Annotated in this window: 19 protein-coding genes; 11 read left to right on the forward strand and 8 right to left on the reverse strand. The window is 38.9% G+C overall.

The genetic code is table 11. The features are described from left to right. The first annotated feature begins 238 nt into the window (after window positions 1–238). The 4 genes from QZ738_RS02615 to QZ738_RS02630 all read left to right on the forward strand — a co-directional run bounded on the left by QZ738_RS02615 (window position 239) and on the right by QZ738_RS02630 (window position 5254). On the forward strand, window positions 239–1114 hold the full coding sequence (locus tag QZ738_RS02615) for a cyanophycinase (protein ID WP_293784130.1): 876 nt from the start codon (window positions 239–241) through the stop codon (window positions 1112–1114). A gap of 148 nt (window positions 1115–1262) precedes the next feature. Further along, complete coding sequence (locus tag QZ738_RS02620; RefSeq protein WP_293784133.1) at window positions 1263–2105, forward strand: isoaspartyl peptidase/L-asparaginase; 843 nt, start codon at window positions 1263–1265, stop codon at window positions 2103–2105. 29 nt (window positions 2106–2134) lie between these two features. Beyond that, on the forward strand, window positions 2135–2821 hold the full coding sequence (locus QZ738_RS02625) for a hypothetical protein (RefSeq protein WP_293784136.1): 687 nt from the start codon (window positions 2135–2137) through the stop codon (window positions 2819–2821). Between the two features lie 243 nt (window positions 2822–3064). Continuing rightward, window positions 3065–5254 carry a carboxy terminal-processing peptidase gene (locus tag QZ738_RS02630; RefSeq protein WP_293784139.1) on the forward strand — a complete coding sequence of 730 codons (2190 nt, stop codon included), beginning with the start codon at window positions 3065–3067 and terminating at the stop codon, window positions 5252–5254. A gap of 63 nt (window positions 5255–5317) precedes the next feature. Here the strand turns inward: QZ738_RS02630 and QZ738_RS02635 are convergent, their stop codons facing one another. The 3 genes from QZ738_RS02635 to QZ738_RS02645 all read right to left on the reverse strand — a co-directional run bounded on the left by QZ738_RS02635 (window position 5318) and on the right by QZ738_RS02645 (window position 8272). Next, complete coding sequence (locus tag QZ738_RS02635) at window positions 5318–6238, reverse strand: AraC family transcriptional regulator (protein WP_293784142.1); 921 nt, start codon at window positions 6236–6238, stop codon at window positions 5318–5320. An 8-nt stretch (window positions 6239–6246) separates the two neighbouring features. Then, a complete protein-coding gene (locus QZ738_RS02640) occupies window positions 6247–7140 on the reverse strand; it encodes an SDR family oxidoreductase (protein ID WP_293784145.1) in 894 nt (297 codons plus the stop codon). 199 nt (window positions 7141–7339) lie between these two features. Continuing rightward, the gene (locus QZ738_RS02645) at window positions 7340–8272 is read right to left on the reverse strand and encodes an SPFH domain-containing protein (RefSeq protein ID WP_293784148.1); all 933 of its coding nucleotides are present in this window, start codon (window positions 8270–8272) and stop codon (window positions 7340–7342) included. A gap of 165 nt (window positions 8273–8437) precedes the next feature. On the opposite strand from QZ738_RS02645, the gene QZ738_RS02650 reads away from it, so the two are divergent. Next, window positions 8438–10480 (forward strand): M13 family metallopeptidase, encoded by a 2043-nt coding sequence (locus QZ738_RS02650; protein ID WP_293784151.1) that lies wholly within the window; start codon window positions 8438–8440, stop codon window positions 10478–10480. A gap of 99 nt (window positions 10481–10579) precedes the next feature. On the opposite strand, the gene QZ738_RS02655 is transcribed toward QZ738_RS02650, so the two are convergent. Beyond that, complete coding sequence (locus QZ738_RS02655) at window positions 10580–11989, reverse strand: hypothetical protein (RefSeq protein WP_293784154.1); 1410 nt, start codon at window positions 11987–11989, stop codon at window positions 10580–10582. 359 nt (window positions 11990–12348) lie between these two features. Between QZ738_RS02655 and QZ738_RS02660 the strand changes: the two genes are divergently transcribed. Then, on the forward strand, window positions 12349–12534 hold the full coding sequence (locus tag QZ738_RS02660) for a hypothetical protein (RefSeq protein WP_293784157.1): 186 nt from the start codon (window positions 12349–12351) through the stop codon (window positions 12532–12534). Between the two features lie 68 nt (window positions 12535–12602). Here QZ738_RS02660 and QZ738_RS02665 read toward each other — a convergent pair whose 3' ends face one another. The 3 genes from QZ738_RS02665 to QZ738_RS02675 form a co-directional block, all read right to left on the reverse strand. Continuing rightward, window positions 12603–12782, reverse strand: coding sequence for a hypothetical protein (locus QZ738_RS02665; protein WP_293784160.1), 180 nt, complete (start codon window positions 12780–12782; stop codon window positions 12603–12605). Between the two features lie 44 nt (window positions 12783–12826). After that, window positions 12827–13924, reverse strand: a complete 1098-nt coding sequence (locus QZ738_RS02670; protein ID WP_293784163.1) for a CapA family protein — start codon at window positions 13922–13924, stop codon at window positions 12827–12829. Window positions 13925–14125: 201 nt separating this feature from the next. After that, a complete protein-coding gene (locus QZ738_RS02675) occupies window positions 14126–14683 on the reverse strand; it encodes an NlpC/P60 family protein (RefSeq protein ID WP_029274974.1) in 558 nt (185 codons plus the stop codon). Between the two features lie 498 nt (window positions 14684–15181). Between QZ738_RS02675 and pdhA the strand changes: the two genes are divergently transcribed. Both pdhA and QZ738_RS02685 read left to right on the forward strand, forming a co-directional pair. Beyond that, entirely contained in the window at window positions 15182–16177 is a 996-nt protein-coding gene (pdhA, locus tag QZ738_RS02680) for a pyruvate dehydrogenase (acetyl-transferring) E1 component subunit alpha (RefSeq protein ID WP_293784173.1), read from the forward strand. 30 nt (window positions 16178–16207) lie between these two features. Continuing rightward, complete coding sequence (locus QZ738_RS02685; RefSeq protein ID WP_293784176.1) at window positions 16208–17881, forward strand: pyruvate dehydrogenase complex dihydrolipoamide acetyltransferase; 1674 nt, start codon at window positions 16208–16210, stop codon at window positions 17879–17881. A 164-nt stretch (window positions 17882–18045) separates the two neighbouring features. Here the strand turns inward: QZ738_RS02685 and QZ738_RS02690 are convergent, their stop codons facing one another. Further along, window positions 18046–18423, reverse strand: coding sequence for a GxxExxY protein (locus tag QZ738_RS02690; protein WP_293784179.1), 378 nt, complete (start codon window positions 18421–18423; stop codon window positions 18046–18048). 404 nt (window positions 18424–18827) lie between these two features. Between QZ738_RS02690 and QZ738_RS02695 the strand changes: the two genes are divergently transcribed. The 3 genes from QZ738_RS02695 to QZ738_RS02705 all read left to right on the forward strand — a co-directional run bounded on the left by QZ738_RS02695 (window position 18828) and on the right by QZ738_RS02705 (window position 21665). Continuing rightward, the gene (locus QZ738_RS02695; protein ID WP_293784182.1) at window positions 18828–19379 is read left to right on the forward strand and encodes a cupin domain-containing protein; all 552 of its coding nucleotides are present in this window, start codon (window positions 18828–18830) and stop codon (window positions 19377–19379) included. Between the two features lie 68 nt (window positions 19380–19447). Then, the gene (locus QZ738_RS02700; protein WP_293784185.1) at window positions 19448–20677 is read left to right on the forward strand and encodes a serine hydrolase; all 1230 of its coding nucleotides are present in this window, start codon (window positions 19448–19450) and stop codon (window positions 20675–20677) included. A gap of 4 nt (window positions 20678–20681) precedes the next feature. Then, the gene (locus QZ738_RS02705) at window positions 20682–21665 is read left to right on the forward strand and encodes a hypothetical protein (protein WP_293784187.1); all 984 of its coding nucleotides are present in this window, start codon (window positions 20682–20684) and stop codon (window positions 21663–21665) included. The last annotated feature ends 14 nt before the right edge of the window (window positions 21666–21679 follow it).

Raw genomic sequence — 21679 nt, forward strand, 5'->3', positions numbered from 1 at the left:
CCATATTAAGATTGAAATTGACGACTGTAAATTATGCATTTATTTTGAAAATAGACCTTCCATTTAGCTAAATCAATTTTAAGCTGTATTTGTTTTATTTTCAAGTACAATCCAGTGAATTTTAGATCAGGGAATTTTAACTTTTTGTTAATAAATTGAAATTCTTGACAAAAAAAGTCGTGTTTTTTATCTTAAGCCTATATATTTGGGTTTTTTGATACACTATAATACACAAAGAATGGTTCCGAAAGGTAAACTCATCATCATTGGTGGCGCAATAAATACTGGTAGCTTTGCAGAAACTCAATTTGGACTGCCTGAAAATATGAATTTTTTCGAGCGTGGCATTTTAAAACGGATTACCACAGAATCAATAAAAGATACTCAATCCCGTTTCGAAATCATTACCACAGCCTCATTAATGCCTGAAAAGGTTGGTGAAGAATACATTAAAGCTTACGCACAATTGGATGTACATAATGTTGGTGTGCTTAATATTACCAATCGAGAAGAAGCCAATTCTGATGAAAATTACGAGCGTATCAGAGCTGCAGAAGTAATTATCTTTACCGGTGGCGATCAGCTCCGCCTTTCTTCCATCTTCGGCGGCACTAAAACCCACCAGATCCTGTTAGAAAAATATAGAAACGAACCTGTGGTTATTGCAGGTACTTCAGCCGGAGCTGCTGCGAGCTCCAAAAACATGATTTATCAGGGTAGCAGTAAGGATGCCTTGCTTAAGGGAGAAGTTAAAATTACCGGAGGCTTAGGCTTTATTGACGATGTGATTGTAGATACTCATTTTGTTCAGCGCGGCAGAATCGGCCGGTTATTATATGCTGCAGCCAGTAATCCTGGTATTTTAGGGATCGGACTCGGCGAAGACACCGGGCTTTTCATATCTGATGGCCATAAAATGGAAGCCATAGGCTCCGGAATGGTAATTTTAGTAGATGGCCGCACTATGGCCGATACCAATTTAACCGATGTAGAAATGGGGCAGCCTGTTTCTATTAAAAACATGGTGGTACATGTAATGTGCGATGGTGACGTTTACGATCTAACAGACCATAGCCTAGTAATCCATCATCCAAAGGTTGTTCCTATTGCCTAAAGGTGGAAGGTTGAAGGTTTAGGGTTTAAGGCTTAGAACCATATCCTTATGCTTCACGCTATCTTTAAGGTTTAGGGTTCAATAAATTTCAATCATCATGCTGTGGGTATTTTCTCATATCACACATCTCAACACTAAAATCTAACTCATGAAACTAATCATACATGGCGGTTTCTTCAGCGAATCGTCTACCAACCAGGAAACGAAAAAAGCAAAACAAGATGCCTTAGCTTCAATTGTTACACTTGGGCACGAGTATTTAAAAACGCATACCGCTTTGGAAACCGTTGTTTATACTGTTGCACTGCTGGAAGATAACGAGCTGTTTAATGCAGGTATTGGTTCGCAGATCCAGAGTGACGGAAAAGTAAGGTTGAGTGCGGCCCTGATGGATGGCAAAACGGAGAAATTTAGTGGGGTTATTAATGTAGAAGATGTAAAAAATCCTATACAGATTGCACAGGAACTACTCGCATATGATGACCGAGTATTAAGTGGTGATGGTGCCCGGCAATTTGCCAGAACAAATGGATTTGGACATTTCAATCCCATTACTCCACAGCGCCAATCGGAATACGAAGCTAAATTAAACCAAAAGAACAATAAAGGAACGGTAGGCTGCGTAGCGCTTGATGCAAATGGCAACTTAGCAGCTGCAACATCTACTGGCGGAAAAGGATTTGAAATCCCCTGCCGGGTGAGCGATTCTGCAACCGTAGCAGGCAACTATGCCAATCAGCACGCAGGTATATCCTGTACGGGAGTAGGTGAAGATATTGTAAGCGGTGCTTTGGCTGCAAAAATTGTAACCCGCGTTACCGATGGTTTTTCTTTAAAAGAAGCATCAGATAAATCTTTTGCAGAACTTCAAGCTTTTGATGGCTTTGCCGGTGTGGTTGGTATTTCTGCAACAGGTGAAATTTACCATTGCGATTCGCACCCTTACATGGTTTGGGCATCTTTTGATGTTAATTTACAGGTATTTAGCTGAAATTAGATTTAAAGTATTATTTTTGTTGCATGACCAAAATTGTATTGGCTTTAATCAGCCTTTTTGTATCATTACAACTACAAGCTCAAAATCTGGATAAATCTGAGATCCAGGAACCTAATGGTAGTGCGATCAGTATTGCTGTATCTAAGTTTGAACTGGAGGATGGAAATTCTTTTTTTCAGGAAGCAGAAGATTTTGAGCGAAAAGGCGATTACAACGAGGCCCTCACCTTATTTGGCAAGGCAGCTTTTGAATATAATTCCGTAAAAAACTTCAATAGGTATGGCCTGGCCGTGATCAAGATGAGCAATATGCACTATCAGCTTGGCCGTTTCGCAGATGCTGAACAGATTCTTTTAAACGTAGCGCTAAAAAATTATTCTAAAACCGGGAACAGGGCGGGAATAATGAATACCTATAACTTATTGGGCAAAGTTTATCTGGCCAATACAAAATATACCCAATCCATGTGGTTCTATACCCAGCAAGGTATTTTGGCAAAACAATTAAAAAGCAACAATGCCTATATCGAATCAATTCTCGGTATTGCTCAGGTCAAAATTAAAAAGAAGGATTTCACACTTGCGCTGAGAGATCTTAAATCGGCCGAATGGTTGGCCAACTCCATCAAAACCAATCAATATAAAACCCAGATTAAAGATGCCAGGGAGATGATAGCCAGTAAAACCGGCAAAAAGGTTAATCCAAGCTAATTAAGCAGCATATCTTGCTATAAATTCTCTTTACTTATCTATTTATAATCTGTCAGAGCTTGTAAATAAACAAAGTTGGTTATAGATAAAACAAAAAATAATACTCAACGTTCTACATAAGCAATTGTTAAATAAAGTGCTTTTAGTTAGATTTGATAAAATTTTAACAAGAGACAGTAATAATGCTGTCTCTTTTTTGTTTTTTTGCTAAAATGGTATCATATTGGCTATATAGAATTGAAAATGGATTTTAAATCATTTAAAGAAATGTTAAAGAGGATATTTTTTGTAATTTTTACTGCGGCAGTACTTGCTTGTCATGCTGCCCCTAAAACTCAGCCAATGGTTGAGGGGGTTACCAATGTGAAGCCAGATGAACAGCAGCAACTGGTTATCAGGGAAGTTGTAAATTTGATCGAGAGTTATAATTACAAAAAAGTTAAGATCAATGATTCTATTTCCTCAATCGTTTTAGACAAGTACATCAAATCTTTAGATCCGGGTAAAAATTACTTCCTGGCATCAGATATCAAGGAATTTGAGAAATACAGGTATACTTTAGACGATGATTTCAAAAATGGCGACCTGAGTGGACCATTTTTTATATATAATGTTTATGCTAAAAGACTTAATGAATATTTCACCTATTCACTGGCGCAGATCAAAACCAAATTTGATTTTAACCAAAACGACACTTATGTTTACGACAGAGAGAAACAGCCATGGGCAACTTCTTCTACAGCTTTAAATGACAACTGGAAAAAACGGGTTAAATACGAATTGATTAATTTGAATCTGGCCGGTACTGCTGAAGCAAAGAATGTAGAGACATTAACCAAACGTTATAAAAATTTACAATCACAAACTTCAAAAACCAATAATCAGGACGTTTTTCAAATTCTGATGGATGCTTTTACCGAATCCATTGATCCACATACCAATTATTTTAACCCAACCAATGCCGCAGCATTTAACGAAGACATGTCACGCTCTTTTGAAGGTATTGGCGCCCGCTTACAATTGGAAAATGAGGTAGTTAAAATTTCTGAAATTATTGCCGGCGGACCTGCTTTTAAGGGCAAACAACTCAGTGCGGGCGACCGTATTATTGCAGTAGCACAAGGTGACGGGGAGTTTGTAGATGTTGTAGGCTGGAGGCTGGATAATACTGTTGCGAAAATAAAAGGTCCGAAAGGGACTAAAGTGCGTTTAAAAGTAATCCCAGTAGGCAAAGAAATGTCATCTAAACCAGTGATTATCGAATTGGTTCGTGACCGAATTGTTTTAGAAGAAACATCTGCCAAAAAGAAAGTTAAAACCATTAATAGTAACGGTAAAGAATATAAAATCGGGATTATTACCTTACCTGCATTTTACGCAGATTTTAAAGCTGCAAATGCAGGCGATAAAAATTACAAAAGCACCACCCGTGATGTTAAAAAATTAATCGACTCGTTAAAGACCTTCGATAAGGTAAATGCAATCGTAATGGACTTACGTGGAAACGGCGGAGGTTCACTGGTTGAGGCCATATCATTAACAGGATTGTTTATCGATAGAGGTCCTGTTGTACAGGTTAAAGATCTACGTGGTAAAATAGAAGTGGATGAAGACGAAAATAGTGGTGTAGCCTGGGATGGTCCATTTGGCGTGATGGTAGACCGTTTAAGTGCATCAGCATCAGAAATTTTTGCAGGCGCTATACAAGATTACGGACGCGGAATTATCATGGGCAGCCAAACCTATGGTAAAGGTACCGTACAATCTTCAATAGATTTAAATAAACTGGTAAACCCAAGTATGCTACAAAGAGTAGCAGGATTAATTTCCAAAGATAAAACTATTGGAACCTCACCTAGCAGTGCCAACCCAGCAGATATTAATTTAGGCCAGATTAATTTAACCATGGCGAAATTTTACCGTGTGGCCGGTAGCAGTACGCAGCACAAGGGTGTAACTCCTGATGTTGTTTTTCCTTCTGTTTATCCGATGGATAAAATCGGAGAGGATACTGAATCATCCGCTTTGCCATGGGATGTTATTCCTAGTTCGAACTTCAAAGCAGTTGCCAATTTGAGTGCTGTTAAAGCGCAGTTGATCAAAAACAGCGAGCAGCGTGTTGCAAACTCGTTGGATTTTAAATACCTGAAACAAGATGTTGCAGAACTTAAAAAACGCGATAGTGAAGTTTCTGTAACGTTGAACGAGGCTAAACTTAAAGCAGAGCGCGATGCACAGGAAGCTAAAACCCTGGCCAGACAAAATGAATTAAGGGCATTAAGAGGATTGCCTGCGCTTAAAAAGGGTGCTAAAGTGACCAAGCAGGATGCATTCGATTTCATTGAAGATGAATCGCTAAAAGTAATGGGCGATTTCATGCAGCAATCTGGAAATTATGTGATGAATCTGGGTATAACGCCGTCGAAACTTTAATAAAAGAGATTTTATACCGAGCGAGCTATCTTTATTCAGATAGCTCGCTTTTTTTTAACATTTTCAGTTAAACGATTGTCTGAATGCTGAAGGTGTAAGGGTTGTTTTCGATTTGAACAGCTTGGTAAAAGATTGTAAATGTTCGAAGCCAAGGGCATAAGCAATTTCACTAACCGAAAGATCTGTTGTAGAAAGCTTTTCCTTTGCCAAATCAATTACTTTTTGATGCAAATATTGTTGTGTGTTTTGTCCGATAAGCGTTTTCAACAATCCGGATAGATATCCTGGCGAAACGTTGAGCATTTCGGCAATATAAGTTACAGTTGGTAAGCCCCTGTTACCAGGATGATCATGTAGAAAATAATTTTTAACAACATGCTCCAGTCGATCGAGCAGCTGGTTATTGATTGTTTTACGCGTAATAAACTGACGGCCGTAATAACGTTGTGCATAGTTGAGAAGAAGTTCTATTTGCGCTATTACAACATTTTGAGTAAAATGATCGATATTGTTATTGGTTTCATTTTCCACCAATTTAGCAATCGAATTAAGTACGGCTTCTTCATTTTCAGAAACATGCAATGCCTCAGACAGCGAGTAATTAAAGAAGTCATAATCCTTGATTGCTTTAGCTAAATGAGTGTGCCAAAGTAAGTCAGCATGGAAAAGTATCATCCAGCCCGTTGGGCGATGCGTTTTATCCTGATCAATTTCGACTGTAAAAACCTGTCCGGGAGCCATAAAAAATAACACACCGTTGTCAAAATCACTGATTTGCTGCCCGTATTTAATTTTCGCATCAGGAACCCGTTTGAGTGAGATGGAGTAAAAATCAAAAATTATAGTTTTTAATCCGCCATCGAATGGCATATTAACTTCTGCCATATTAACGACACTAACTAACGGATGGCCTGGTTGAGGCAATCCGGCAAGTTTATGGTAGGCTGATATTGTTTTAAAACGGTAACGGTTTGAAAGTTCCACGATACAATTTACTTAAAATAAATGCCCTTTTCCAAATCTTCAAGCAAACTGGAATATTGAGGTTTCCAATTTAAAAGTGTTCTGGTTAAACGCCCCGAAGCCGGTCCATTTACTGCTACGAAACGTTCAAACCAACCAAAATGTGCTGCTGCCTCGTTTTTAGCTATAGAAACAACAGGTAAACCGAGCTGTTCGCCAATGGCCTCTGCTATTGCTTTAAGGGGAATCGATTCTTCAGCTACCCCATGAAAACGTGCTCCTGGCGTAGCTTGTTCCAAAGCCAACCTGTAAAGTTTTGCAGCATCAAGCCGATGGATACCTGTCCACCGGTTTTCTCCATCGCCGATGTAACCTGAAAAACCCGTTTTTCGGGCGATACTAATCAGCATGGGTACGAAGCCATGATAATCGCCTTCACCATGTACAGATGGCGACAAACGAACTACCGATACACGAATATTCTGAGCAGCAAGTAGATCAACAGCCTTTTCAGAAGCAAGTCTGGGATTTACACCATTATAATCGGGCAGCATATCTTCCGTGGCCAATATACCAGGATTAACCATAAGCGTTCCGGAAGTTACAATAAAGGGTTTATTGGTTCCTGCAATCGAGTTCCCAATGGCTTCTATGGCAAGTCTGTCAATTTCACAAACCGCTGCAAATCGGGAAAAATCATGGATAAAGCCCGTGTGGATAATACCATCAGCTAATCTGGCGCCCTCCTGTAAACGCTGTAAGTCTTCTAAATCCCCTCTATGTACTTCGGCTCCGGCAAGTACAAGTGCTTTTTCAGCTACCTCATTCCTTGCCAAACCTAACACCTCATAACCTGCGCTAATTAATTCTTTTACTACGGCCGAACCGACAAATCCGGTTGCACCTGTGACAAAAACTTTCATCCTGATTAATTTAATTTTTAAATGGTGTACAATAATTACCTGCCGATTAACATAAATCGCATGTTATTATCACTCAAAATTCAATTAATTTTATGGAAACAATTTAGGCTAATCAATTCTTCATTTAGCCAAAACGAATAATTGACGCAAAAAAAAGACTGCTACGTTTTGCAACAGTCTTTTGGTATAAAAAATACTGCTATCCCTTCTTCGGAGGATTCTGACCCAGCTGCATGGCCATCATTTCTTTCATGGTTTTATTCATGCCCTCGGTACTGCCATCTAAGAAAATGATATTACCATCGCCATATTCTGCAAATTGTTTAATGGCTTCCGTCCACATGGTAAATAAAATGACCGAAGTATCCAAATTTGCCTGTTGCATTTCGTGCGCGGCATTGGTCATACCCTTTGCAACTTCTTCTCTAAACAATGCGATACCCTGACCGCGAAGTTGTGCAGCCTCACGTTCAGCTGTGGCTGCAATTTTGATTGCATTACCATCCGCCTCTGCAGCTTTGGTTTTGGTAATCAATAACGCCTGGCCTTCGTTTTCAGCTGCTGCCTTTAAGTTATTTGATGCCACCACTCGACTCATGGAGCGCATAATTTCTTCATCAAAAGTAATATCGTTCAACTGAAGATCCTGGAGATGGTAACCCCATCCATCCAATACCTGATCAATCTGTTCTTTAACATGCAGCACAATCTCATTTCGCTGGGCCAATACATTGGCTTGCTTTTGCGTAGCTACATATGCCCTGATCGATCCTTCGATTGTTCTGATTAATGCCTGCATCAGGTTGGTAGCATCAACAAATTTAAATGCTACATTTTTGATGGTTTCTTCATCCTGGTTAATTACAGAATAAAGTAGCATAGCCTTGAAGTAAACATTCGCCTGATCTTGCGTTACAGCCTGAAAAGAAAGTTCTACTGAGCGGTTCTGGATCGATATCCGCGAATAAATCTGTTCTATTAAAGGGATTTTAAAATTTAAACCTGGTCTCAAGAGCCTTTGGTACTTACCAAAAACGGTAACAACAGCAATCGTACCCTGTTTAACGGTAACGAATGAGCTTAGTAGAATAATAACGCCTATTGCCACTAAAATATAAACGGTGTATTGCATAATTAGATTTTTTTATGAAGGTATAAAAATTCATACAAACTACACCAGGCATTTTGTAGCTTTAAGCTTTTCTAAGTTATTTATATAAATAGAGACCATCTTGATTTTTCAAACCGCACAATGGATTGAACAAATCTGATCACTTAAAAACAAATTTATACATAGATGAAAATTAAATTATTTCTCCCCGCGGCAGGCATTTTGCTATTTGCGGCCTGCCAGAATAAAAAACATCAGGAAATGGATATGGTAAACATACGTACCGTGTTTTTTGATAAGGCCGGCATGGATACCACTGTAAAACCAGGTGATAACTTTTTCCTTTATGCCAATGGAAAATGGATGAAAAACACTGAAATTCCTAAAACCGAAACCGGTTGGGGTTCTTTTTATACGTTATATAATGATAACCTGAAAAATCTGAAAAACATTCTCGAAGATGCTTCAAAAGCGAAGGCAGCGAAGGGAAGTGCCGAACAGAAAGTTGGCGATTTTTATACCAGTGGAATGGATACCTTAACCATCGAAAAGCTCGGTATCGAACCCATAAAACCACTTTTAAGTAAAATAGATAAGATTAAAGATGATAAAGATTTAATCAGTTTTATTGCCGAGGGCTATAAAAATGGAGAAGGTGATTTATTAGGCTTTGGCGTTGAACCAGATGATAAATTAAGTGTTAAAAATGCACTGTCATTTACACAGGCCGGCATCACCTTACCAGACAGAAGTTATTACCTGGAACAGGATGAAAAAGCAAAAAAGATTAGAGCCGAATACATCAAATACATCACAAAAATCTTTACCCTTTCAGGTGATGCTGCAAATGCGGCTAAATCTGCCGCCGATATTTTAAAACTGGAAACAGTAATTGCACAATCCCATTCAACACCTGTTCAACTACGCGATCCACAGAAAAACTATCATAAAATGACGGTGGCCGATTTTCAAAAGATGACCCCGAATATTGACTGGAAATCTGTTCTACACAAACTCGGTGCAGCCACAGATACCGTTATTGTTAGGCAGCCAGAATATTACCAAACTCTATCTGCCCTGGTTAAAAGCCAACCTATCGAAATTTGGAAAGAAAAACTAAAATTTGATGCCCTGAACGAATCAGCCAATGCTTTTACCAAAAAATTCAGGGACGCTAAATTTGATTTTTTCTCTAAAACACTCTACGGTCAACAAGCGCCTACAGAAAGATGGAAAGCCATTGTAAACGCTACTGATCGTAATTTAGGCGAGCTTTTAGGCCAGTTATATGCCGAAAAGTATTTCAAGCCGGAGGCCAAAGAGCGTATGCTAACCTTGGTAAACAATTTACAGAAAGTATATGCAGAAAGAATACAAAAGGTAGACTGGATGACGCCAGAAACCAAAAAGAAAGCTTTGGAAAAATTGAATGCCTTTATCAAAAAAATCGGTTATCCTGATCAATGGAAAAAATATGATGATGTGGAGATTTCGAAAAACACCTATTATGCAAACCTTCAGTCGGCAAGTAAACATGCTTATAAAGAAATGATGGATAAGCTAGGCAAAAATGTAGATAAAACAGAGTGGGGCATGACACCACCTACTGTTAATGCCTATTACAATCCATCTTTCAATGAAATCGTTTTCCCTGCTGGAATTTTACAGTTTCCTTTCTTTGATTTTAGCGCAGATGATGCCATTAACTATGGTGCAATTGGTGCAGTGATTGGTCATGAGATGACACATGGTTTTGACGATCAGGGCCGCCAATACGATGCCATGGGCAATTTAAAAGAATGGTGGACAAAAGCCGATGCAGATCAATTTAAAGCCAAAGCCGGTAAAGTAGAAAATTTCTACGACAAGTTTTCGCTATTAGACAATCAACATGTAAACGGTTCATTAACCTTAGGCGAAAACCTGGCCGATCTTGGGGGCTTGAACATTGCTTATGATGCTTTTAAATTAACAGAACAAGGAAAAAGTGATAAAAAGATTGATGGTTTTACACCCGATCAGCGTTTCTTTTTAAGTTTTGCCCAGGTATGGCGAATTAAAACCCGCGACGAAAGCATGCGTGTGAGGTTAAAAACAGACCCGCACAGCCCGGAAATGTTTCGCGTGAACGGACCGGTGTACAACATGGAGGCATTTTATAAAGCGTTTAACATCCCTGCAAACGCAAAAATGTATATTGCGCCAGCAAATAGGTTAGGCGTTTGGTAAAATTTAAAAGCATAATTTTAAAATATACGTTTTGCAAATTATGATCCCGGAATTGATCAACTCTTAAATTCCGGGATCAGCTTTATTTTGCAGTTGATATTATTGCAACAACCTCCACTCACTTAACTGCAAATCTACGCTCCCATTATTGGCAGTAATAAAGAGCTTATAATATTTGTATGCGGTAGTGTTTGAAATCAACATTTTTTTTGTTTGCCTTCTTAAGCCAAAAGTTTCGTTACTACGGATATCGAGTTGAGTATAGTTCGTACCATCGTTAGATCCCATAAGTTTCCAGCCTTTCGGATCACGATCCGGTGCATCGTTCCCTGCAGTAATAGTATATCCTTTTACTACCTGACTGCCAGGAAAAGTGAGTTGTGCCCAAAAAGTGTTAGGGTAAGCTCCCAGAAAGAACTTGGTATTATAATAACTATCAGAAAGTTTAGCTGAACCTTCAGCTGCAGCAGCACCGCCAGCATTTTCGTTACTCACACTCACCACTGCCTGGCTGCTTATATCTTTCAGATATGTTACACCGGGAAAGGCGGTTTTTGCCGCATTCAACTGTGCCACCCAATCATTACCCTGCTCATCCAGGTTACCAAAAGCGCTTAGGGCAAGTGGCTTTAAATCCATCCCTGTTGCGCCGCTCCAAAAGTGGATAAACTCGCCATAATTCATTGATCTTGAAAAGCGCTGTATATTGGTTTGCCCATTATTTACGGTTTGTTTAGGAAAATACTGTGCCAGCAGGCTGAAATACTTATTTAGTGAAGAAGCATCGCCCTGTTGAGAGTAAATAGGGAAAAACCAGTCTCTAAACCAATACGTCTGCGCACGTGGATAGCTTTCCGATCCATTGGCAACCAAATTATACCAACGTTGCACATCGGCCGAACGGTTAAGACCAATGTAAACATCATAAATGTAAATTTCCATCCATTTACTATCGTGCCAGATACCAAAGGCTGGCGAATTAAGTACATTGCGCGAAGCACCTTCTACAATATGACCCACCTCATGTGTGGTAAGGTCCAGATCGTTCCCTGTCCCACTGAGCCAGGCACTTGTGCTCGAGGATCCCACATCAATTACATTCCGATAATCATGACTGGCATCCATGTAAGTGCTGGGATGCCCCCCGCTATATTTTCCGGTATGAAAAATGGCCCATAAGCGAGAGTCTGTACCGAACGACCCATATTTACTTTTGGTGTAGTTCCAAACCTGAGCTAGATACGTATTGGGCCAGGTAACCGTACTGCTTACATCATTATCGTGGTAAACTACAATGTTCGTATCGTGGTAAAACCGTTGCAATACCTGCACATGGTCAAACCAATGTTCTTGCCAGGTAAGCGGAGGATCGGCAAGCAGGCTGTTGTTTACCTTTGCCAGGGCATGTTTTGTCACTGCAGGTTGAGATTCTTCCAGTCCTTTTTTGGAGCAAGAGAGTAAAGACGCAAAAATCAGCATGCCCAAGAGGATAATCCGTTTGTTTTTCATCTGTTTAGATTGTTTTAATGTTAGAAGGGATCTCTTGAAGTGGTTAGTAAGATCACAATCTATTCATTGGGGTTAATATTTAGGTTGAGTTGATTCCTTGAGTTAAATAATCTTGTTTCCCCTGCTGTTCTCTATTCACAAAATGATAACGGTAATATATCTAATTTCACTAAAACGTTTTACGATTAAATGAAAATTTAATCCACCTGGCTTCAGGTGGATGACACTTAAAGTTAGACTTTCAGATTACAAAGTCAGTATTGTAATTTAAATATTACAATTTACAAAATGTAAACCTACTCTGCAAAATTTCATCAAACAAAAAGTTTGAATTCCTTGTTTGATGTTAAAAACAGATCATGAACGTAAAACGAACCTTCGGAACGATATTAACCATTTTAGGAATTATTGGCCTAATTTATGCCGGATATGGCTTTGTTAACCACAGTCAAAACGACAGAGGATTGCTGGTTTATGGAATAATCGGATTAATTTTCTTTGTGTCCGGAATTGGTCTGGTAAAAAACACAAAGGATGAAAGCTAGATCAAGCTTTCATCCTGAATATTGACGCACCGAAATCTATTGAGCTTTTAGCATCCATCGCAGCAATATCACTTCTTCTTCTGTTTGATGATCTGATACTGGCTAAAGGCAACCAAACAACCTGCAAGGATAATAATCCCCGCAGATAATAAGTTTTTAGGATTCTGGTTGATGTAGTAAGCTGTTGCCAACACTAAAATTGCTGCAGCGATACCTATGATATAATGAAGTATTAATCCTGTTTTCATACGACAAATATTCTGAAATAATTTGAAATTGATGTCGCAGAAGATTAATCTTTTAAACTGATCCTGTTATCCGCAAATTTTAACTGATGACCGGTAAAATCAAGATCGGTCAGTTCTTTCATGCGCTTAAAGGCCCTATTGTTATCGTCGAGGGTTAAACGGTTAATTTTATCCTGTTGAATGGATACAACATCGGCGTAGAGAAAATCGCCTTTCGCATTTATTTTTAGCTGAAGCAAGGGTGCAATGCCGTTATTACCTTTTAAACTGAACATCCCATAGGTACAAAAATTACCTAAACTATAAGCAATGAATTTATTTTTATAAACTTCAACCGCCCGGGTAACATGCGGACCATGCCCCAGTACCACATCGGCACCGGCATCGATCATTGCGTGCGCAAAGGCATATACATTTCCTCTGTTCTCTTTGTAAAAAATCTCGTTTTTGCGCGGAACGTGTTCAAATCTTGCACCTTCGCCTCCGCCATGAAAAGAAACAATCACAATATCGGCCATTCGTTTTAAACGGGCCACCAATGCTTTTGCACTATCAATCTTATTAATCGATACTGTATTTTCATTTGGCGCAAACGCACAGAAGGCATACTTTACACTATCTTTTTCAAAAACTTCAAAAGGTTTATTTACCTGCCCGGCATAATGAATCTGTAGCGAATCTAAAATCCTTGCGGTGTTTTTCCTTCCCCTTGCATCAAAATCACCGACATGATTATTGGCAATGCTCAACACGTTAAATCCTGCATCTTTATATATGCCTGCGTATCGCTCCGGCATTCTAAACGCATAACAGTTATTCGGATTAATGCCGTTACATTTGTTTGAATGCCCTGAGTTTAGAAAACAGCCCTCTAAATTGCCAAAAACGATATCTCCTTTTAATAAGTCAACAACGGCCTCGAAACTGTTTACAGCATCGTCAGGAGGGAGGTTGGCTTTAGTGGGAAAAGCAGAGCCGAGCATGATATCGCCTACGGCGGTAATGGAAATAGTATCTTTAATTTTCCGGATTATGGTATCCTTCCTCGGTACAGCCACTGTAACCTGTGCATTGTTGCTCGTGCAACTGATCAGGATTATAATAACAAAAGGTAAGATTAGGATGGAATTGATAAGCTTCATGGGGTGTTTATTGTAACCTTCGTCTCGACTTAGATGTAGTATAATTAAGAAATCTTTCTCTACAGATATCTCGAATACGTTGCACCAGGCTCGAAATAACGGATTGAACTTGTATTAAACAAAAAATCCTCCGAAATTTCTTTAGGAGGATTATATATCTTTTATTAACTGTTAACTGAAAACCGTTAACTGCCAACTGAACTATTCTACTGTAAACTCTTTCTTAAACGATTCTAAAACGCGACCGCCTTTGTAAAAGTAACGACTGTAATAAGGTTCGTTAAGGTTGCTGATAACTACCCCACGAGAACTTGATGCATGTGCAAACCTGTTATCGCCCAGGTAAATACCTACATGCGAAATGCTTCTGCTTTTGATTTTGAAGAAAACCAGATCGCCTTCTTTTAAATCTTCTTTTGATAATGGATCTACCATGCTGAAAATATCGCGTGAATTTCTTCTGATGGTAGTGTTGAAAACTTTATCGTAAATGGCTTTAGTGAAAGCCGAACAATCGATGCCTCTTTTGGTGTTTCCACCGTAACTATATGGCGTTCCGATCCATTCGTAAATAAACTTGTACAGTTTTAAATTTGAAGTTGCATCTACCGCTACACCCATTACCTGCGAAAAATATTGCGATGCAAGGTTATCGGGGTCATTCAATTCTTTACCAGATTCTTTTGTTTTTGTCTGCGCAAATGCGGCTGAGAGCGTGCAGATAGCAATTAGAGTAGAAAACAAAAATTTTTTAATCATGTTATACAGTTATGTTTGGGTATTCACTTACACATTAACGTACACCACATGGGCTTATTGTTGGTTGCCAAAAGTATTAATTATACAAATGTTATCCAAATGTAATCTTAGAAAAAATGAAAGTTATCAACATTTCTATTTTTTATCCACCGGTTTTCATTAAAATTTTCGGAGAAAACGGATTCTTTTTTTTCTAAAATACCTCATCTCCAATTCTACTGTTAATGGTAAAAAACCTTATTTTTAAATTATGGATATAAGCTGATATACAAAATTAAATTTCAGAATAAATTGATTCCATATTATGATAAGGGGCATTGATTTAATTATAAAAAATCGATGTTAAATCAATATGAATAACGGAACTTTAAATTTAATTGTAAAACAACTGTTAAATCTGATTATAACCCTAATAGTATGACGTTTTTACATTAAAAAGTGCCAAAAATTACAATAAAAAAATTAGATTTGCTGTCGCAAAAAAACAAATACCCTAAAATGAGTGCAGTAGAAATAAATAAAGATACCTGGTTAAAGTGGTTCGAGTCGATGTTGCTGATGCGCAAATTCGAAGAAAAAACTGGCCAGTTATACGGACAACAAAAAATACGTGGCTTTTGTCATTTATACATTGGACAAGAAGCTGTAGTTGCAGGTGCAATATCTGCAATGCAAAAAGGTGATTCAATGATTACGACTTACCGTGATCATGCTCATGCCTTAGCTTTAGGAGTTAGCGCTGACAGTATTATGGCAGAAATGTACGGTAAAGCTACAGGTTGCTCTAAAGGTAAAGGTGGTTCCATGCATATGTTCAGTAAAGAACATAACTTCTACGGTGGCCATGCAATTGTTGGCGGTCAGATTCCATTGGGTGCCGGCGTTGCTTTTGCAGAAAAATATAAAGGAACTGATAACGTAAACATTTGCTACATGGGCGATGGTGCGGTGCGCCAGGGTGCATTAAACGAAACTTTTAACATGGCTATGCTTTGGAAATTGCCTGTTATTTTTGTTTGCGAAAATAATGGTTATGCCATGGGTACCTCAGTACAACGTACCACTAACATGACCGACATTTATAAAATAGGTTTAGGTTTCGATATGCCGTGTGCACCGGTTGACGGTATGGATCCGGTTGCGGTACACAACGCGATGGACGAAGCCATTCAACGCGCACGTAAAGGTGAAGGACCTACTTTCTTAGAAATGAGAACTTACCGTTATCGTGGTCACTCGATGTCAGATCCGGCAAAATACCGTACGAAAGAAGAATTAGAAGATTATAAAGCAAAAGATCCTGTTGAATTAGCCAGAGAAACTATTTTAAAAGAAAAATATGCAGATCAGGCCTGGATTGAAGAAGTAGAAGCTAAAGTAAAAGGTATCGTCGATCAGGCAGTAAAATTTGCTGAAGAATCTCCTTGGCCTGATGCATCTGAATTATACAAAGATGTATATATGCAAGAAGACTATCCTTACGTAATGGACTAATATTAATAAGATTTCAATTAATTAGATATAATGGCTGATGTAATTAAAATGCCCAAAATGAGCGACACCATGACCGAAGGGGTTTTGGCGAAGTGGCATAAAAAAGTGGGCGATAAAGTGAAAAGCGGCGATGTTTTGGCAGAAGTGGAAACTGACAAGGCAACAATGGATATGGAATCTTATTGGGATGGTACCCTTTTATACGTCGGTGTAGAAGAAGGCCAGGCTGTTCCAGTTGATGCCATCATGGCCGTTATCGGTAAAGAAGGTGAAGATTATAAAGCAGCATTAGAAGCTGAAAAAGGTGGCGAAGCTCCGAAAGCTGAAAGCAAAGAAGAGGCCCCTAAAGCAGAAGATAAAGAAGACGAAGCCGCCCCTGCACAAGGCGGAGGTTTAAGCGAAGAAGAATTGGCTGCTAAAGGTGTTACGGTGATCCGTATGCCTTTGTTAAGCGATACCATGACTGAAGGCGTAATCGCCGAATGGCATAAAAAAGTTGGTGATAAAGTTAAGGATGACGATGTTCTTGCTGACGTAGAAACCGATAAGGCTACAATGGAAGTAATGGGGTATGCAACCGGAACTTTATTGCATATCGGTGTAGAAAAAGGCCAGGCTGCCAAAGTGAACGGAATTATCGCTATTGTTGGTCCGGAGGGGACTGACGTAAGCGGAATTTTGGCCGGTGGCTCAGCTCCTAAAAAGTCAGAAAGTCAGGAGTCGGCAAGTCCGAAGACTGAAGAAGCTTCAAAACCAACTACTGATTCAAGTTCATCTGCTCCTGTGGCAGAAAATACTTCAGATAGCCGCGTTAAAGCATCTCCTTTAGCTAAAAAAATAGCTAAAGATAAAGGCATTGATTTATCGCAGGTTTCGGGTAGCGCAGAGGGTGGCCGTATCATTAAAAAAGATATCGAAAACTTTAAACCAGCTGCAGCGCCTTCAAAATCAGAATCTGCGCCAGCTCCGGCTGCTGAGAAAGCTGCTGCACCAGCACCAGTTATTCCTCAGTTTGTAGGTGAAGTTAAATTTACTGAACAGCCAGTTTCGCAAATGCGTAAAGTAATTGCAAAACGTTTAGCAGAGAGTTTATTTACAGCGCCACATTTCTATTTAACCATTAGCATTGATATGGACAACGCGATGACTGCACGTACAGCTATTAACGCAGTTGCTCCTGTTAAGGTTTCTTTCAACGATATTGTGATTAAAGCGGTTGCCGTTGCATTGAAAAAACACCCGGCTGTTAACTCATCTTGGGGTGGCGATAAAATCAGATTTAACGAACATACTAACATTGGTGTAGCCATGGCAGTAGAAGACGGCTTACTGGTACCGGTAGTGCGTTTCGCTGATGGCAAATCTTTATCTCACATCTCTGCTGAGGTGAAAGAATACGGTGCAAAAGCAAAAGCCAAGAAATTACAACCGACAGATTGGGAAGGTTCTACTTTCACTGTATCTAACTTAGGTATGTTTGGTATTGATGAGTTTACCTCCATTATCAACTCTCCTGACGGTGCAATTTTATCGGTAGGTGCAATCCAACAGGTACCTGTGGTTAAAAATGGTGCCGTTGTTCCTGGTAATGTAATGAAACTAACTTTAGGTTGCGATCACCGTGTGGTTGATGGTGCAACCGGAGCAGCTTTCTTACAAACCTTAAAAGGTTTATTAGAAGAGCCGATCAGGTTATTAGCTTAATCAGCTAGCAGTTTACAGTTTTCAGTTTATACTGACTACATACTAAAAGCCATCCTTTGGGGTGGCTTTTTTGCGTTTAAGTTTTGATGAAAAATACCCGCAGATTTCGCAAATAACGCAGATATTCAATTATGCGATTTCCAGGCGATGACCAGAAACATTTATCAAAGTCCATTCACTTTTCGCCATATAGAACTGGATATATCTGATGAATTAAAATTAACAAGTAACCCAAGTTTTAGCCCAGAAAGTTTGAGATACGTAAGCAATTGTTTGTGATGAACAGGAGCAACAGTTTCTACAGACTTAATTTCGATAATCACCAAGTCATTTATCAATAAATCTATTCGATAGCCAGTATCTAATATGATGTCTTCGAATACTATTGGTAATTGTACTTGTCGTTTAACTTTTAAACCACATTCATCTAAAACATAAGATAACACTGTTTCGTAAGCAGATTCTAATAGACCTGGCCATAATGCATTGTAAACCTTAAATATTGCACCCCTAATTCGGTAGGAGATATCATTCTCATCCATAATAAAAAATGTATAAGTTTTTTTTTGTCAGGATGATTAATTAAAAATACCATATCTAATTAATAATCAAAGTAATGTTAGGTTCATTGAACAATAAGATAATTCTGCGTTGATCTTCTTAAATCTGCGGGAAAATTCTTCACCTTTCATATTTATAACGGGGATGAACGAGATCAGCGATTGTATCGCCCATCAACGCTGATCCCGATTTTTTCATAAGCAATCTTTATAGTAAGACTCGCTAGCACGAAAGATCTCTCCCCGCCTGTACGGGCAGGCATTTCGCGTTGCTTCAGTCGAGATGAAGACTGTATGCACATGATCTGCAGGGTAATTAAAGGCTATTCCTCAAATCTCGAAACCCTTTGCCAATTCCTTTGTTAATCATTAAAAACACCCAAATCATGGATAAAGAAAAACTGATACAAGAAGCTTACCTGGTTGCACATAAAATAGAAGAAAACGGCAATTTTCCCAACAATCCTCATTTGCCATTGATGATATACAAAGGTACGTTCAGGTTGCATCCTAATGATACTGAAGAGGTAATAAAAAGGGTTTTTGCACAAAACGGTTATACCAACGCATGGGTAGATGGCATTTTCGATTATCACCATTATCATAGTAACACACACGAAGTAATGGGCGTATTTTGTGGCAAAGCAGATGTGCAATTTGGTGGCGAGCATGGCGTTTGCATCGAGTTGGATAAAGGAGATGTAGTGATCATTCCTGCAGGTGTAGCCCATAAAAAACTGAACTCAAGCGATGACTTCACTGTTGTTGGCGCGTACCCAAATGGCGCAGATTATGATATTAAATATGGCCAGGCCGGGGAGCGTCCTGAAGCAGATGAAACCATTTCTAAAGTAAAAAATCCGGATAGCGATCCTGTTTATGGAAGTAAAGGTCACTTATTTGAATGCTGGTATGGCCAAAATTGCGAAAATGTGTAAAACTCTTTTGTTGCAACCGTCTAAAATTCTTTAATTTTCGGGTTTTAAATACACTATCCCTAGTATAAATGAATTTTCGATATATATGTTCAGCATTAGCCCTCTCCGCAACTTTACTAACTGCCTGCTCCGGTAAAAAATCTGAAGAAAAAAAGGAAGCTGATAAAAAAGTCCGTACCAAAGAAGATGATAAGGCGGACAGCCTTTTATTAGTATATAATCCCCAAAAAGGCGACAAATGGATTGCTGATTTTGTTGACAATCTCCATAAAAAATACGGTTTTAACGGAAATATGCTGGTGGCGAAAGATGGAAAAATTCTTTATGAAAAAGCAATCGGCTGGGCCGATTACCTCCATCGCGATAGCTTAAAGATCAATTCGGAGTTTGAACTGGCATCCATTACCAAGACATTTACCGGTACAGCTATTATGCAGCTGGTAGAAGCCGGGAAACTTTCTTTAAACGATGACGTAAAAAAGTTCTATCCTAATTTCCCTTACGATGGCATTACGGTAAAGCTGTTACTTTCGCACCGTAGCGGTATGATGAACTACGTTTATTTTATAGATGATATCTGGCGTAAAGAAAAACGCAACATGAAAAAAGGCGTAACTAACCAGGAGGTAATGAACGTTATTGCGGAGCGCAAACCTAATCCGTATACCAAACCCGATAACCGATTTCATTATAATAATTCGAATTTTATGGTACTGGGTGCCATTATTGAAAAAGTAACCGGACAGCGTTACTCTCAATATATGATGGAACATGTATTTAAACCAGCCGGGTTAAAACATACACACGTATACAGCACAACAGAATATGAAAAAATCCCGGTTGATGTAGTTGGCCACGACCGCACCTGGCGCTATTCTGTAGCGCAGAACTTTTTGGATGGCCCCGTTGGCGATAAAGGCATTTATAGTACCGTACATGATTTGGTATTATTTGATAAATATTTAAAAAATGGCAGATTATTGACTAAAAAAAGCCTCGATTCTGCTTATTTAGGTCGCAATAAGCCAGTAAATGGCCATTTTAACTATGGTTATGGCTGGCGAATGTTCGATGGCGAGAATATGGACAAAGTGGTATACCATACGGGTTGGTGGCATGGTTTCCGCCATATTTATGTAAGAGACTTAAGCAAAAATATTATCGTTATATTTTTAGGCAACTTAACAAATGGCAGCTTAATGCATTTGGATGATCTTTACAAGCATTTAAATATGCCAATTATACGTAAAGGTGCATACCATGGCAACGGCAGTTTGCCAGGCTCAGACGAAGATTAGATTTATGGCAAAAACAAAATGGATAATCGAACCGGAAACATTAACCATCTATCCTAAAAGGAACTTAAGGATTGTTGGCATCATCTTCCTTGTACTTATCGCAGCATTCATTTTCTTTTTATCGAAATCAATGCAAGGTTATTCCGCAGGGTTTACCTTCGGATATTACGCCTTCTTTCTGTTCATTCCCTTAATGCTGATGTTTGTTGCAAAATCTAAACTAATTTTCGATGGGAACAGCAGAGTTTTATATAAAAGGATTGCATTTTTACCGGTCGGATCAATTCCCTTTGATGATATCGCTTCAGTTGAACCTTACGAAGTATTAGGTAGCGGCTTCAATTACAGACTGTTTAAAAAAAGTAACCGGCACGGCAGAGGCGTACTGGTTTCTGCAGGGTATAGCAAAGAAACAGATCCCAATCTAATTGCCTTTCAGCAAGAAGTATTGCCAAAAATTGATGAACTGGTGTTTGTTAATGCACCTATAGTTCCGAAACAGACCATTTATGACTTTAGGTTTTTTAAAGAACAAGGTGGTGTATACCTATTGCGCGATAACAAGATCGGAAGTTTTATTTTTGGATTAATTTTCATCGGTGCTACAGTTGCCATATTGTTTAGTCCGGATTTTCTTTCAGAGAAAGGATCCCTTCAAAAAATACTGATTACGTATTTTCCGGCGCTAATCGGCTTAGCACTTCTTTTCGCTGCCACCTCCAATATCCATTTTGATAGGAACCAGAGGAAGATGATCCGCTCAACCTTCGCCGGCCGGTTTAATAAAGAATATCCTTTTGATGACCTGATCCGTTTTCAGGTGATCCGTAAAACTACTAATTTTATTTATTCGGGTACAGAAGTTAGGGCAGAGATTTTTTTGCCTGCTAAAAACAAAACCATCACGTTAAACCTTAAAAGCTTTATAGGCACTAAAAAGATTGCGCGCTTCCTTGATGAAGCCAATACGATTTTGGGCCGGATTTAGTTTCATTTACAAAA

This window comes from uncultured Pedobacter sp., assembly GCF_913776295.1.
Lineage (GTDB): Bacteria > Bacteroidota > Bacteroidia > Sphingobacteriales > Sphingobacteriaceae > Pedobacter.

Coding starts and splice junctions, on each gene's coding strand:
- QZ738_RS02675 (WP_029274974.1), bottom strand. CDS start 14,683: ATGATTAAAAAATTTTTGTTTTCTACTCTAATTGCTATCTGCACGCTC.
- QZ738_RS02700 (WP_293784185.1), top strand. CDS start 19,448: ATGAATTTTCGATATATATGTTCAGCATTAGCCCTCTCCGCAACTTTA.
- QZ738_RS02620 (WP_293784133.1), top strand. CDS start 1,263: ATGAAACTAATCATACATGGCGGTTTCTTCAGCGAATCGTCTACCAAC.
- QZ738_RS02645 (WP_293784148.1), bottom strand. CDS start 8,272: ATGCAATACACCGTTTATATTTTAGTGGCAATAGGCGTTATTATTCTA.
- QZ738_RS02660 (WP_293784157.1), top strand. CDS start 12,349: ATGAACGTAAAACGAACCTTCGGAACGATATTAACCATTTTAGGAATT.
- QZ738_RS02630 (WP_293784139.1), top strand. CDS start 3,065: ATGGATTTTAAATCATTTAAAGAAATGTTAAAGAGGATATTTTTTGTA.
- QZ738_RS02625 (WP_293784136.1), top strand. CDS start 2,135: ATGACCAAAATTGTATTGGCTTTAATCAGCCTTTTTGTATCATTACAA.
- QZ738_RS02665 (WP_293784160.1), bottom strand. CDS start 12,782: ATGAAAACAGGATTAATACTTCATTATATCATAGGTATCGCTGCAGCA.
- QZ738_RS02705 (WP_293784187.1), top strand. CDS start 20,682: ATGGCAAAAACAAAATGGATAATCGAACCGGAAACATTAACCATCTAT.
- QZ738_RS02640 (WP_293784145.1), bottom strand. CDS start 7,140: ATGAAAGTTTTTGTCACAGGTGCAACCGGATTTGTCGGTTCGGCCGTA.
- QZ738_RS02690 (WP_293784179.1), bottom strand. CDS start 18,423: ATGGATGAGAATGATATCTCCTACCGAATTAGGGGTGCAATATTTAAG.
- QZ738_RS02685 (WP_293784176.1), top strand. CDS start 16,208: ATGGCTGATGTAATTAAAATGCCCAAAATGAGCGACACCATGACCGAA.
- QZ738_RS02655 (WP_293784154.1), bottom strand. CDS start 11,989: ATGAAAAACAAACGGATTATCCTCTTGGGCATGCTGATTTTTGCGTCT.
- pdhA (WP_293784173.1), top strand. CDS start 15,182: ATGAGTGCAGTAGAAATAAATAAAGATACCTGGTTAAAGTGGTTCGAG.
- QZ738_RS02650 (WP_293784151.1), top strand. CDS start 8,438: ATGAAAATTAAATTATTTCTCCCCGCGGCAGGCATTTTGCTATTTGCG.
- QZ738_RS02695 (WP_293784182.1), top strand. CDS start 18,828: ATGGATAAAGAAAAACTGATACAAGAAGCTTACCTGGTTGCACATAAA.
- QZ738_RS02615 (WP_293784130.1), top strand. CDS start 239: ATGGTTCCGAAAGGTAAACTCATCATCATTGGTGGCGCAATAAATACT.
- QZ738_RS02670 (WP_293784163.1), bottom strand. CDS start 13,924: ATGAAGCTTATCAATTCCATCCTAATCTTACCTTTTGTTATTATAATC.